The following is a 14262-nucleotide window of genomic DNA, read 5'->3' on the forward strand; positions in this document are numbered from 1 at the left end:
CGATTACAAAAATCTTGATACTTGATACTAACTACTTGATACTATTTTTCAATGTTTTTTCAATTCCTGATGAAGACGGTTAATTACCTCTTTCATTTTGGCTGTCATTTTATCGGTATGTTTTTCGGCCAGTCCTAAATAAGCTTTGGCTTTTTCAAAATTACCAAACCTGATGTTAAGGTTAGCTACGGTAACCAGCGCGGCTACGTGATCATTCAGCGTATGCAGCGGGTATTGCGCGGCCAGCTCATAATGCTGTTCAGCGGCCTCAAACTCCTGCCGCTGGATACAAACGCCTCCATAGATGTACTCATAAAACCCACGGCGCTTTTTGCTCAGCCATTTCGGATTACTGATCTCTTTTAACGATGCCTCGGTTTTTACATAGTCCTTAGCATGAAAATACTTAGCCGCTACTACCAGGGTACCTTGTTTAAAGTAATCCCAAATGAGCAGCAATATCATCATTACCGCTACTGCTGCCAGTTCATAAATACGCAGGTAAAGTAACAGGCCCAATGATAACAGGAAAATAAATGCTATAAATAAACGTACCCTGTTACTGAACATTAATGCTGATTATCGGTAAACTTATAACCCACACCACGGATAGAGTGAAAATAAACCGGGTTTTTAGGATCTGGTTCAAAATACTTACGGAAGGTTAGGATAAAGTTATCAATAGTACGGGTTGAAGGGTATACATCATAGTTCCAAACCGTTTCCAGGATCTGCTCGCGCGATACGGCATCATTTCTGCGCTCGATAAGCAGTTTAAGCAGCATGGTTTCTTTTTTGGTAAGCGCGGTGATAGACCCATCGGCATTTACCAGTTCAAAGGAGTTAAAATGGATGGTTTTATCACCAATTTTATAGCTGTTAAACTCTTTCAGATCTTCACCTTTCAGACTGCGTTTTACCAGGTTATTCACCCTTAAAATCAGCTCTTCCAGGTTAAATGGTTTGGTCAGATAATCATCTGCGCCTTTTTTAAGACCCGCTATTTTGTCCTCATTGGTATTTTTAGCCGTTAAAAACATAATAGGCACTTCGGTATTTTCAAGCCTGATGGTTTCGGCTACTACAAAGCCATCAATCTCGGGCATCATTACGTCTAATATCACCAGGTTAAAGCGCTCTTCTTTAAATAATTGTAAAGCCTTTTTACCATTTTTAGCTGTAGAAACTTTATAACCTTCCAGCTCAAGGTTAAGTTTGATGGCTTCCAACAAATGTTCTTCGTCTTCAGCCAATAAAATTCTTTTCTTATTAAGCATGTTATTTTTTTAAATTTAGGTTCATCCAAATACTACTTCAAAAACACTGCCCGACGGACGGTTATCCCGCACCTTGATGCTGGCCTGGTGTTTATCAAGTACTTCTTTTACAATATAAAGCCCCAGTCCGGTACCTTTGGTATTACGGGTATCCTCGCTGCCTACACGGTAAAACTTATCGAAAATACGTGTTTTTTCGTTATCAGCTATACCAATGCCCTGGTCGGCTACTTCCAGGTAAACCTTATCGTCTTTTGAAAACAGCTTTACAGCTACTGCAGAGCAGGGGCTTGAGTATTTCACCGCATTCTCGATAAGGTTAGTTACTACCGATGTAAGCGCAAACTTATCGCCGGTGATCTCTATCTTAGGTTCTATTTCGGCATCGATGATCTGCTGGTTGCAATCGCATTTGGTGATCTGTAAGCGATTAACAATGCTATCAACCAAAACCGAAAGGTTAAAAGTATTTTTGGGGAAGGTATACGACTGGTTATCAATTTTTGATGCCAGCAGCATATTCTCTACCATATCATCCAAACGTTCCACATCCAGTAATGACTTGCTTACAAAATCAAGCAGCTGCTCTTTGGTTAACGACCGCTTCTGAATGGTTTGCAGCAAAATTTTAATAGAGGCCAAAGGCGATTTAAGCTCGTGCGTAACCGAAAGCAGGAAATTCCTCTTTTGCTCCTGAAGCTTACGCTCTTTGTTGATCGACGCATGCAGGCTATAGGCTCCTACTATTAATATCAATATGAACATAGAGCCCTCGCCCAGGATCATCCCAATGCGTTGCGGCTGCAGTTTTATCAGCATATAGCCCCACCAAACCAGTTCGGAAACGGCGTATATGATGAGCGCATAGAAAATAATAAATGGCTTCTTCATTGTTTTAGTTTTTGGGTTCGGGTACGGGGTTCGGGTTGCCGGTAATTCAATTAAACTGCTTGCCACACGAACCTCGTAACTCGAACCTATTTTCCGTTAAATACCAGGTCAAGACTATCAAAGATAGCACGTTTAGCCTTTTCCAGGTCTATTTTTGTATGTGCCGATGATATAAAACCCACTTCATAGCCCGATGGACCCAGGTAAATACCCCGGTTGATCAGTTCGCGGTGGAATTTTTTGAATTTTTCCATACTGGAAGCATCAATATCTTCGGCTTTACGAATATACTCTTTATCTGTAAAAGCAAACCAGAATATAGAGCCGATGCCAAACACCTTAAACTTATAGTTACGTGCTGTGGCAAAGCGCTGTACCGCCTCGCGAAACTCCTCGGTTTTGTTATTCAGGTCGCGGTAAAAACCCATTTTCAGCAGTTCGCTCAATTGCGCAATACCTGCGGCCATAGCTACCGGATTACCTGATAATGTACCTGCCTGGTAAACCGGGCCTTCAGGCGATATATTGCCCATAATAGCAGCCGAGGATCCGTAAGCGCCAACAGGCATACCACCGCCGATGATCTTACCATAAGTAATGATATCCGGTTTGATACCATAATGACCTGATGCACCTTCAAAACCTATCCTGAAACCCGATATTACTTCGTCAAATATCAACAGCGTTCCGTTTTGGGTACAGATTTCACGTAGGAATTGCAGATACTCTTTTTCCTGCAGCAACAAACCATTGTTGGCCGGGATAGGCTCAATAATAATGGCGGCAATCTGGTCTTTAAAATCTTCAAAAGCTTTGGTTAAAGCTTCCTTATCATTCAGGGATACAACAATAGTTTCATCAGCAAAGGCTTTGGGCACACCTGCCGATGAGGTTTCGCCAAAGGTCACCAGGCCCGAGCCCGCTTTTACCAGCAGGGCATCTACGTGACCATGGTAGCAGCCTTCAAACTTTAATATCTTATCGCGTTTGGTATAACCCCTGGCCAGGCGAATAGCCGACATTACAGCCTCTGTACCCGAGCTTACGAAACGCAGTTTTTCAATCAGTTTATTGTTTTTCAGGATGAGTTCGGCCAGTTCGTTCTCCAAAGCCGTCGGCGCACCGAACGACATGCCATTTTGCATTACCTCGGTCACTTTTTCGCGTACTTTGGTATTGTTATGGCCCAGGATAAGCGGCCCCCATGAGCAGCAAAAATCCACAAACTCGTTACCATCGGCATCCCAGATATGGCTGCCATCACCTTTTTGGATAAACAGCGGCGTACCATAAACAGATTTGAACGCCCTTACCGGTGAATTTACACCGCCCGGAAAATAAGTTTTCGCTTTCGCGTACAACTCTGCAGACTTTTCCCTGCTGATATCAGGCTTGCCTGTAGTATTCAAAGGCTCATTGGCCTCACCCGAAAATATTTTCTTTATTGAATCTAACATGTTTCTTTTAATCTCTAAATGCTAATCTCTAAATTCTAAACCTCAGAGATCGTTATTGATAAACTCTAAATTTTAATTAATTTCCTTTAGGATTTAGAAATTAGAGTTTAGAATTTCTTTTCTACAGCCATTTATTCTCCAAAACCTCTTTGGCGTGATAGGTTAGTATCGCCGTGGCACCTGCCCTGCGGATGCTGGTAAGCACCTCGGTAATGGCGCGCTGCTCATTCAACCAGCCTTTTTGTATAGCCGCTTTGATCATGGCATATTCGCCGCTTACGTTGTATGCCGCTACCGGCAATTCGGTATTATCTTTTATCAGTTTAATCACATCCAGGTAAGGCAATGCCGGTTTTACCATTAAAAAGTCGGCGCCTTCCAGTTCATCAAGGTTAGCCTCTATCAATGCTTCGCGCTGATTGGCCGGGTTCATCTGGTAGGTTTTTTTATCACCAAACTTGGGGGCCGAATTTAAGGCATCCCTAAACGGGCCATAAAAAGCGCTGGCATACTTAGCCGAGTACGACATGATAGAAACGTTTGTAAAGCCGTTTTCGTCCAGCACATTACGAATATATCCCACACGACCGTCCATCATATCAGATGGCGCGATGATATCCGCGCCACATTGGGCATGGGCCAGGGCCATTTTACCCAATACTTCCAGCGTTTCGTCATTCAGGATCACGCCATCCTTCACAATACCGTCATGACCATCGCTGCTATAAGGATCCATGGCCACATCGGTAACAACACAAGCCTCCGGAAAGTTCTTTTTAACCTCACGTATGGCCCGCAGATATAAACTATCGTCGCGATAGCTTTCGGTAGCCAAAGGGTCTTTTAATGAGTCCTCAATATTAGGGAACAGATCAAAAGAATACAGGCCCAGTTTCAGGCAGCTTTCAATCTCGCGCAGCAAATTGTCAACAGAATAGCGGTAAATGCCGGGCATAGATGCCACTTCTGTTTTTTGAAACGTACCATCCACAATAAACAGCGGGAATATCAGGTTAGCCGCGCTAACATGTGTTTCCTGCACCATTTGGCGTATCACTTCACTTTTCCGGTTTCTACGTGGTCTCTGTAACATATTTTTTAGTTCATTTGTTCACTGGTTCATTAGTTCATTGGTCTTTATAGTGGGAAATATTGAACAAACCACCAATGAACCAATGAACAAATGAACCAATGAACTAACTTATAATCCAAACACAGCCTCGGCCAGTCCAACTTCGTCGGGCGAGTAAGGCAGGGTATATTTTACACCCATTTCATCAAACTTTTTGCCGGTTGATTTGCCTATGACCACCACCTTCTGGTAAGGATCCAACAGGTTATCGGCAAAATAAGCCTCCACGTTCGACGGACTGGTAAATACCATCACATCGGCACCGCTTGGCTCTACATCTTCGGCCAGCACGGTTTCATATACCGGCAGGTCAATAATTTTGGTATCCGCCGATAATCCTTGCTGTATGCTCCTCATCGGGCTTTCGGCACCGGGGAACAACACGATCTTGCCATTCGCCAGCTTGGCAAATTCTTCGGCCACTTCTGCGGTATCAGTACCTTCACCTACATAATCGGTAAAATAACCTTTGCGGCGCAGCATCTCTTCGCTGCCGCTGCCCATCACACCAAACTTTACCTTTTTAGGAAACAGCGGGTTCAGCTGGAAAAAGTAATCCACCGCGTTTTTACTGGAGAAAAACACCCAGTCGATATTTTTTAATATATAGGAATCAAATTTGGTGATCACCGGTACGGTGCGGATCAGCGAGCGTGCCTCTACCTCGATACCTAAATGTTCCATCGCTTTTTTAAAGTAGCTTTGCTCAGACAGTTCGCGTGATATAAATACTTTCAATGGATGTTTACGGTCTTTAGCAAATTTAGCCACAACCTTTTCTGCCAGGCCTTCGCTGGTTGGTGCTTCTAAAAACAATCTGTCCGGAAATTCATCTCCCTCATCGGCTTTCGAGGTAAATACCTGGAACATGCCTTCATCCCGGCGGCAATAGCAACCTAAAGGTAAATGACAGCCACCGCCAAACATTTTCAGTACAGTTCTTTCCACAGCCAACTCTTCAGCCACATCCGGGTGGTGAAGCGTCTGCAGTATATCAAAAACTTCCTGGTTGTTTTCGCGGATCTGAATGGCCAGCGCTCCTTGCGCAGGAGCCGGGATCAATTCTACCGGGGTAATTTCCTCTACATGAAACTCGCTCAGATCTAAACCTAAACGCACTACCCCCGCTTTGGCTATCATAATGGCATCATACTTTTCGTCGCGCAGCTTGCCTATACGGGTAGGCACATTACCACGCAGATCCTCTATCTCCAGGTCGGGGCGGTGTGCCAGCAGTTGTGCCTTGCGCCTGTTGGATGATGTGCCCACAATAGCGCCGTATTTTACCGATAGCTTTTGATGCACATCCACACAATCCTTCAAGATCAACAACAGCTCAGCCGGGTCCTCCCGTTCTGAAACTGCTGCGATGATGAGTCCCGGAGGGTTTTCAGTTGGCAGGTCCTTGTGCGAGTGTACCGCGATATCAATGGTACCGGCCAATAATTCTTCTTCTAATTCCTTGGTGAAAAATCCCTTTCCTTCTAACTTATCAAAGCTCAGGTTTAATATACGGTCGCCCTGGGTTTTTATGATCTTTAGTTCGGCATTTACGTTAATGGCGGCAAGGCTGTCTTTTACAAAATTAGCCTGCCATAGCGCCAATTCACTGCCGCGGGTTCCTATTATCAGTGTTCTGTCCAAAAGAATGATTTTTTACGGTGCAAATTTAATTTTTTACAGGCATGAATTTAACATTAATTCATGTTATGAAAGTAGGCTGACTAATAATTGTTAATTATTGAATTAATGAGTTAGTGAATTAGTGATTTTTTTGAAAGATAGGCGGTGGAGATACTAACGAATAGGAGTTTGCAGATACTAAACATTATCCGGGCGTTTCCGCCAGTCGGCGGACGGGCTATCCGCTCATACGCCTGCAGGCCTTAGGCTCATGGCCGGTATCCGCTGCTATCCCTAACGCTTTTTAATTATTGAATTAGTGATTTAGCGAATTAGTGATTTTATGCTGTTAGGTAATTCTTTTTTTCCGTCAGCAGATAAGCTTCGGGCGAAAGCGGGCAGAACAATGGTGGCTTGTGCGGCTGTAGGGGCATTAGCAAACCTTGCCGAAGCAGAGGAATGAGCGAACAAAGTAGAGGTAAGGTTTAGCAGCCCGTGGTTCTGTTTGCTTTGCGGGGCAAAGGCCTTGTGCGCAAAGAAGCATTTCTGCTGACAGCCTTTTTGGTTACTTTTGTGGCGACAAAAGTGACTGGCCCTCCCGCGGCCAAGGGCGGGTATACGCCAAGCAAATGAGGAGATTGCCGCGCTACGCTCCAATGACATACCTAAAAAAAAGTAGGATTAATTTTCGTTGATCAATATATCTTTGGCCATGATCATGGGCACGCTGATATATTTTTTCTCCATGTAATTCATCACCTTTTCCAGGATCTCGCGCGATTGCTCATCCAAACCCTGTACCTCATCGGCAAAAACAGAATTAATGGCTGTATTGCGGATCTCTTTAATCTTTTCGGGCACCTGGCGCATAGCTACTTCAATGCGGCGTTGTTTTAACTGGGTTAAAAACTCGGCGATGTTTTGCTCAATAATGGCTTCGGCATGTACCAGTTCCTGGTAGCGCTCCTGCAGGTTACGTTTGGCAACCTCGTTAAGGGAATGTACTTCGATAAAGTTAACCGGGAATTGTTCCAATACTTCGGGAGCGGTATCATTGGGTATAGCCAGATCAACAATAGTTTTGCGACCGGTTTCGCCGTTAAGCAGCGATTGGTATATTTCGGTAGTAATAAGAGGCTCCACTGCCGATGTGCAAGTAATGATCACATCAAAACCTTTATTGTATGTTTTTAAAGCCTTCAGGTCAAACGCTTCACCACCCAAATCAGATGCCAGTTCGGCAGCCTTTGACAGGGTGCGGTTAAATACCGCGAAATTGGTGAATTTATGCTTTTTAAGATATTTGGAAATATTGCGGTTGGTTTCGCCGGCACCGATGATCAGTACACGGGCATCTGTGGCACACAGGTTAAGGTCGCGCAGTTTGCGGTAAGCCAATGATACTACCGAGATGGGATTTTTAGAGATATTGGTATGCGTGTAAACCTCTTTGGCTGTTTTTACCACACAGTTCATCACCATGCGTAAACCATCGCCGGTGAGGCCTGCTTCTTTGCAATGCTCATAAGCCTTACGTAGCTGGGCCAGTATTTCCTTTTCGCCAACTATCAAACTTTCCAATGAGCATGAAGTACGTAAAAGATGTATCATAGCCTCCTGATCTTCATAGATAGAAGCACTATCCATAAAGGTACTCAGCGAATGATCACACAATTCAGTATTAAATGATTCGATAAACTTACGGGCAAAATCCTTATCAACCTTATTAGGGGTTGTCATAACAAACTCAACGCGATTGCACGTAGCCAGATAAAATATCTCCGGAATTCCAAATTGAGCTTTTACCTGTTGAAGTTTTTCTGTCAGATTATCCTGGCAAACCACCAATCTACCTAATTCCTTCAGTTCAATCTGTTTGTGTGTAAAAGCAATAACCTTTAAATACTTCAAAGCAGTTTTAAATTTGACCGAACAAAAATATCACTATAAATGAGATCCCGTGTCAATACTTTGTCATACAGGGCTATTTAGAATGTTTATAAATTACGAAATCTGACTGTAAAACAACATTAAAACTGCTTAAAACAATATTTAGCAAAATAATGTATATTACATAATGCATCTTATCAAAAATATAAGCCTGATTATACTGGTAATTGGGTATATACTTGCAGGTATCAATCATTTTATCAATCCAACATCATATTACCGTATTATTCCGCATTATCTGCCTTACCCGGTAGTTATTAATATGGTTGCGGGTGCTGCCGAAATATTGCTGGCCCTGTTACTGATACCCAGCCAAACCAGGCCATGGGCGGCTTATACTATTATACTCATGCTCATCGCTTTTTTACCGGTACACATCAGCATGATCAGTGATGCCCCTTTAAGATTGGGTAAATTGACCGTAACCCCACTATTGGCCTGGATACGTTTGGCGTTACAGCCGGTGCTGATAGCCTGGGCATGGTGGTATACTAAAGAATGGAGCAAGGATTTTTAGGAGCAAGGATATTGGGAGTAAGGAACAAAGATATTGCAAAGCGGGTTGACTCACCCCAACATCGCTGCGCTTGTCACCCCCTCTCTGCTGCGCAAAGAGGGGAACAAATATGCAAAAAACCGGTCATTGCGAGCGTAGCGCGGCAATCCCCTACTTACAGGGCCGACCTGCATATCGGGGATTGCTTCGTACCTCGCAATGACACGTGAAGAGAAGAGTTTCCACCCTCTTTCCGCCGCAGGCGAAGAGAGGGTCGCCCAGCGAAGCACCGGCGGGGTGAATCGTCACGGATGTTCATAAAACCGTTTTAGATACAAAAAATATAAAAATAACCTATGGATCTGCAAAGTGTTGAAATGCGTAACCTGGAAGTACAGGATTACCAGGAGCTTAAAAAGTCAATGAAATCGGCCTATATGGATATGGATGAGGACTATTGGGATGCCAATTCCATCAAACGGCTCATCAAACTGTTTCCCGAAGGTCAGATCTGTATCACCGTTAATGAAGTGGTGGTAGGCTGTGCGCTGTCTATCATCGTCGACTATCAAAAGTATGGCGATAACCATACCTACAAACAAATAACCGGCGACAGTACTTTTAAAACCCATACCGATAAAGGCGATGTGCTTTATGGTATTGATATTTTTATCCACCCCAATTATCGCGGCCTGCGCCTGGCCCGCCGCCTGTATGAGGCCCGCAAGGCCCTTTGCGAAAAGCTAAACCTCAAAAGCATCATCGCCGGCGGCCGCATCCCTAATTATCAGAAATACCAGAACGATCTGACACCCCGGCAATATATTGACAAGGTAAAGTATAAGGAGATCTATGATCCTACCCTGTCGTTTCAGTTAGCCAATGATTTTCACGTACGCAAAGTGCTGCGCAATTATTTGCCCGAGGATAGCCGCTCCAAAGGTTTTGCAACGCTCATTGAGTGGAATAATGTGTATTACGAGGAGATCAGCACGGCCATTAACCAAAAAACGGTGGTGCGCATAGGTCTGGTGCAATGGCAAATGCGCAGTTATAACAACATCAGCGAGCTGCTGAAACATGCCGAGTACTTTATTGACGCCGTAAGCGATTACCAGGCCGATTTTATTTTGTTCCCCGAGTTGTTTAATACCCCGCTGATGGCCGATTATAACCACATGGATTCGGCCAAGGCCATGCGCGAGCTGGCTAAGTATACACAGCCTATTATCGAGGAGTTTTCTAAACTGGCGGTATCCTACAACGTAAATATCATTGCCGGCAGCATGCCCGTTATTTTTGAGGATTCGCTGTATAACGTATCCTACCTTTTCAGGCGAAACGGTAGTATGGAGGAGGTTTATAAGATTCACCCTACCCCGGCCGAGATCAGCTCATGGGGTATGCGCGGCGGCGACGAGGTAAAAGTATTTGAAACCGATGCCGGTAAAATAGGCATCCTGATCTGTTATGATGTGGAATTCCCCGAACTGTCGCGCATATTGGCCGGGCAGGATATGCAGATCCTGTTTGTGCCTTTCCTTACAGATACGCAGAACGGCTATAACCGGGTGAAATTTTGCGCCCAGGCCCGTGCCGTGGAGAATGAATGTTATGTAGCCATTGCGGGCTGTGTGGGTAATTTGCCCAATGTAAACAACATGGGTATCAGCTACGCACAATCGGCGGTGTTTACCCCGTCTGATTTTGGCTTCCCAACCAACGGTATCCAATCCGAAGCTACACCCAATAGCGAGATGATCGTGATTGCAGATGTGGATCTGTCCCTGCTGGACGAGCTGCACGAATACGGCAGCGTACAAAATCTCAAAGACCGCCGTACTGATCTTTATAATATTACATTCAACGGCAAAAAAGTGTAATATTATGCCCTGATGGAAAATAACATTCAATGGGAGGATCTAACTATCTACCAACCCTTAAAAAAGGAAGATCTCAAACAAAGTTACAAGCACTTTACGGATATTATATTCCATAATTTATCTCATTTTGACTTTAATCGTTACGGGCGAATGCTTGTTAAGCGATCAAACGAGCTATTACACGTTATCCATCTGGATACCCGTGGAAGCTGGATGGGTATGTCCGACAGATTTAACGTGGAGATCGCGATAACAACTATTTATGATGAAGATTCATTTATTCATAACCGCGGACTTGCCGGGGTAAAAAAAATTGAACAGATTATTCCCGAGCTCCGCAATTTTTATCGTATCACTCAGGAATATGAATTGCTTGCCGATTTTTTAACCAGAAAAATCATCGAATTTATTCTCCCTTATTTTGATAAATACCGCTCTTCTGCACAGGTTCTTATCAACTCTGATGACTTTGATCTCCATCAAATAATAGCAATTCATCAATCCAACAGCAACCTGTTTTTATTTTGTGACCTGTATAATCATCATGATGAATATGCCTTGGCTATTTTGAAAGAACGCATGGAACATTATATTTTATTGGGCGCCGACCAAACAAGTCCTATATTTATTGAGCTACAAACTCTCTTTGAACTGGTTAAACAAAAAAACTGGTCGGCGGTGGAGGAAATTTTAATTAAAAAACAAACGATTGTATTAAAGAAACTCCGGCTTAAATCTTCTTAACCACTATTTTATTAAAATATTTAATAAATCAATTACTACCTGTATAAATAATATTTATATTCAACATCAATAAAACGGTGTTGAAATAATGAAACCTAAGTCTGTCACATCCATGAAAAATATTTATCTCATACTTTTACTGCTAAGCGCAAGCTTTATAGTTCGGGCACAGGACACAGTTAAAAAAACGGTTCCTATGCGGTTTAATATAGACATGAATACGGTTGTTAAAGATTCCACCGGGAAGATATGTACTTATAAGGAATGGACCGCATTAACCCGTACACGTGAATATGTTTTAATGCCCGAGGATACGAGCAACCCCAATACGGCATTTAAGCTGGTTAAAAAAGATGCTCTATTACGTAAATACAGCGCTACTGTTAATACAGGCAATACAATGCCGGCCGGTCAAAAAAACCTTTCGCCCGGGGAAGCAGAAGAGCAACGTATGGCATCGTATCCCAAACCTATGGAATCGGAAAATTTCACTATTGGCCAGGAGATTGAATCATTCAGTACCCATGATATGAATGGCAAAAAAGTAAAGCTGAAAGATCTGCGTGGGAAAGTGGTAATGCTAAACTTCTGGTTTATTGGCTGCCCGCCTTGCCGGGCAGAAATACCCGAGTTAAACAAGCTTGTTGAGCTATACAAAGACAATCCCAACGTTGTTTTTTTGGCCGTGGCCTTAGATCCTCGCTGGGATATCAGGACTTTTTTGAAAACGTCGCCTTTTAATTTTGATATTATCGATGATGGCCGTTCCATTGCCGATATTTATAAAATACACCTTTACCCCACCAGCGTGATATTGGATAAGGAAGGTAAAGTAGCGTTCCATACCGTAAGCTTTGCCGCAAACTCACCGTACTGGATGAAAAAGACCATCAACGAGGCTTTGAAGTAATAAAGCAAACGCTACTTTGCCCATTCAAGCGTCCACGCTTGAATGCTATTTTAAAGTAAGCGTCGACGCTTACAACCATTATATTTCAAGCGAAAGACGCTTGAACTGGCGGGGGTTTGGCTAAAGCCCATAACTATTTAATTATATTCCGTTGGTTAAAACCAACGGCAATGAGAGATCAATCAACTGTTTTCTATTCATTGCCGTCCCATTTATGGGACGGATAATAAAAAGTGTTTGCTGGCTTTAGCCAAAAGACAATCTTTAGCCTGTGGTCGGTGTTGTCACCGCACCACTCATAGCTAAACTTGATAACGCCTTATATGAAGCATATGTAATAGTGGTACGGTGATAACACCGACCACGGGCTGAATACGGTGATAACACCGACCACAGGCTGAATTGATTTCTAAAGACCATACAAAGATTGGTGAGAATTCATCTTTAATTCTACCAGAATATAACACGACAAACTGCCTTTAATCCGATACTTAAAGTCATTAAAACATCATTGTCAAGTTATTTGATAAATTAATTGTCATTTCTTTGTTACAATTAACTTTTTCTTATTTGATTAAATATTTGCATAAATCAATTATATGAGCCTTTTAAGTTGTTGCGTAAGCATATATACATCCCTACCGTTTAAAACCTGTTAAAAGCCGTTAAAACTACTGTAAACAGGAAATAGTGAGACAACTTTCAAGGTATTTGATTGACACCCGGCCATGTTCACGCTGTTCATTACATTTCACCTATTGACAATTTTCAAGAATGGCATATTTTTGGAAGCAAACAATAAGAGCCACAATTATTACTGGGTCAATCCGATACACAATTCCATGTTGCGGAGCCGTGTAGGTCCTGAATCATTGTAGCTTTCATGATTAATTAATCAACACCACGCGCGTGACGTATTCCGCTGTTTGGCCCCTTGATATATAATTAATCAAAATAGCTTACATTATTAATTTTTTACATAATTAAGCAGCAACTTAACTCTTACAACCATGGGATTAGGCTCAAAATTAAACTGTACTCAATCAAAAAGCAATGTAGTAAATGCAAGCTCTAGAGTATCTGTTGTAAAAAGTAAAAATGCGTTGTGTGTTATTGATAATGGCAACGTGAGGATGAGATTTACAGATGTAACAAGCATGGATTTAAAGGGATTAAAAAGTCCTCTTTATTCTTTATTAGTGCCTTAGTTTTTGCACTCATAAATGTTTTCAATTTCTTACCCTTGTAAATTTGTAAAGTTTAATCATGTGAATGATGGTGTTCATGTTAAAACCCACATACATACTTTCAAAGCTCGTAATAACCAACGTTATATAATTGAATTTGACGAGTTTATCGGTAATGTGTTACTGGTGAAATTTTATCAAAAGTCACATAGTAATTCTCCCCATAAATATAACATTTTGACCAATTCAGGATGGGCTTGCTCAGTAATATATACTGTTTTTGATTTAATGCTACGAACATGGAGAAATAATAGTTTTGGTAACGTTTCTTTTGCCTTTATGGGATCAAACACTATAGGCTCAAATGGTGAGGAAGAATCAAAAAAAAATACTAAAAGATTTAACTTCTATAAAATAATGATAGCCAATTTTATAGGTGATAAAAATTTTAGATTTCAACAAAATGTTGACTCAAGCATATTCGTCATGTTGAACAGGAGAAATACTTCTGTAGAGAATCACATGGCGACAGTCTTAAAATATATTTATACCAATTACTCCATATTGGATATAGATTTGATATTGGAGCCAATAAGTTTAGCCTCTCAATTAGGATAATATCGGCATCATCTCAATAAAAAGTCAGCTAAACCCAATCCTTGCCCCGCTCCCGCGAGATTAGCAGCGTATCTCGTGGAGATCATGATTAAAG

14 protein-coding genes are annotated in these 14262 nt (G+C 42.2%); 6 read left to right on the forward strand and 8 right to left on the reverse strand.

All coding sequences use genetic code 11. The annotated features are described in order from the left end of the window. Positions 1 to 48: 48 nt before the first annotated feature. The 8 genes from AB6735_RS00935 to hemA form a co-directional block, all read right to left on the reverse strand. Positions 49 to 570, reverse strand: coding sequence for a hypothetical protein (locus AB6735_RS00935; protein WP_370993933.1), 522 nt, complete (start codon positions 568 to 570; stop codon positions 49 to 51). Then, complete coding sequence (locus tag AB6735_RS00940; RefSeq protein WP_370993934.1) at positions 570 to 1277, reverse strand: response regulator transcription factor; 708 nt, start codon at positions 1275 to 1277, stop codon at positions 570 to 572. The genes AB6735_RS00935 and AB6735_RS00940 overlap by 1 nt, the downstream gene beginning before the upstream one ends. A 21-nt stretch (positions 1278 to 1298) precedes the next feature. Further along, complete coding sequence (locus tag AB6735_RS00945) at positions 1299 to 2168, reverse strand: sensor histidine kinase (protein WP_370993935.1); 870 nt, start codon at positions 2166 to 2168, stop codon at positions 1299 to 1301. An 86-nt stretch (positions 2169 to 2254) separates the two neighbouring features. Then, on the reverse strand, positions 2255 to 3625 hold the full coding sequence (gene hemL / locus AB6735_RS00950) for a glutamate-1-semialdehyde 2,1-aminomutase (RefSeq protein ID WP_370993936.1): 1371 nt from the start codon (positions 3623 to 3625) through the stop codon (positions 2255 to 2257). Positions 3626 to 3746: 121 nt separating this feature from the next. After that, positions 3747 to 4718 (reverse strand): porphobilinogen synthase, encoded by a 972-nt coding sequence (hemB, locus tag AB6735_RS00955; protein WP_370993937.1) that lies wholly within the window; start codon positions 4716 to 4718, stop codon positions 3747 to 3749. Between the two features lie 108 nt (positions 4719 to 4826). Beyond that, positions 4827 to 6401 (reverse strand): hydroxymethylbilane synthase, encoded by a 1575-nt coding sequence (hemC, locus tag AB6735_RS00960; protein WP_370993938.1) that lies wholly within the window; start codon positions 6399 to 6401, stop codon positions 4827 to 4829. A gap of 303 nt (positions 6402 to 6704) precedes the next feature. Beyond that, the gene (locus AB6735_RS00965) at positions 6705 to 7043 is read right to left on the reverse strand and encodes a hypothetical protein (protein WP_370993939.1); all 339 of its coding nucleotides are present in this window, start codon (positions 7041 to 7043) and stop codon (positions 6705 to 6707) included. An 18-nt stretch (positions 7044 to 7061) separates the two neighbouring features. Continuing rightward, positions 7062 to 8291, reverse strand: coding sequence for a glutamyl-tRNA reductase (gene hemA / locus AB6735_RS00970; RefSeq protein WP_370993940.1), 1230 nt, complete (start codon positions 8289 to 8291; stop codon positions 7062 to 7064). A 166-nt stretch (positions 8292 to 8457) separates the two neighbouring features. Here hemA and AB6735_RS00975 point away from each other — a divergent pair, with 166 nt between their 5' ends. From AB6735_RS00975 to AB6735_RS01000, 6 genes are all read left to right on the forward strand, one after another. Then, positions 8458 to 8847, forward strand: coding sequence for a MauE/DoxX family redox-associated membrane protein (locus tag AB6735_RS00975; protein ID WP_370993941.1), 390 nt, complete (start codon positions 8458 to 8460; stop codon positions 8845 to 8847). A 335-nt stretch (positions 8848 to 9182) separates the two neighbouring features. Continuing rightward, positions 9183 to 10709, forward strand: a complete 1527-nt coding sequence (locus AB6735_RS00980; RefSeq protein ID WP_370993942.1) for a GNAT family N-acetyltransferase — start codon at positions 9183 to 9185, stop codon at positions 10707 to 10709. A gap of 12 nt (positions 10710 to 10721) precedes the next feature. Beyond that, a complete protein-coding gene (locus AB6735_RS00985) occupies positions 10722 to 11453 on the forward strand; it encodes a hypothetical protein (protein WP_370993943.1) in 732 nt (243 codons plus the stop codon). A gap of 112 nt (positions 11454 to 11565) precedes the next feature. Beyond that, entirely contained in the window at positions 11566 to 12363 is a 798-nt protein-coding gene (locus AB6735_RS00990) for a TlpA family protein disulfide reductase (protein ID WP_370993944.1), read from the forward strand. A 1010-nt stretch (positions 12364 to 13373) separates the two neighbouring features. Continuing rightward, positions 13374 to 13571 (forward strand): hypothetical protein, encoded by a 198-nt coding sequence (locus tag AB6735_RS00995; RefSeq protein ID WP_370993945.1) that lies wholly within the window; start codon positions 13374 to 13376, stop codon positions 13569 to 13571. A gap of 60 nt (positions 13572 to 13631) precedes the next feature. After that, the gene (locus tag AB6735_RS01000; RefSeq protein ID WP_370993946.1) at positions 13632 to 14168 is read left to right on the forward strand and encodes a hypothetical protein; all 537 of its coding nucleotides are present in this window, start codon (positions 13632 to 13634) and stop codon (positions 14166 to 14168) included. Positions 14169 to 14262: the final 94 nt, after the last annotated feature.

The sequence above is a fragment of the Mucilaginibacter sp. RCC_168 genome (genome assembly GCF_041355315.1).
Lineage (GTDB): Bacteria > Bacteroidota > Bacteroidia > Sphingobacteriales > Sphingobacteriaceae > Mucilaginibacter.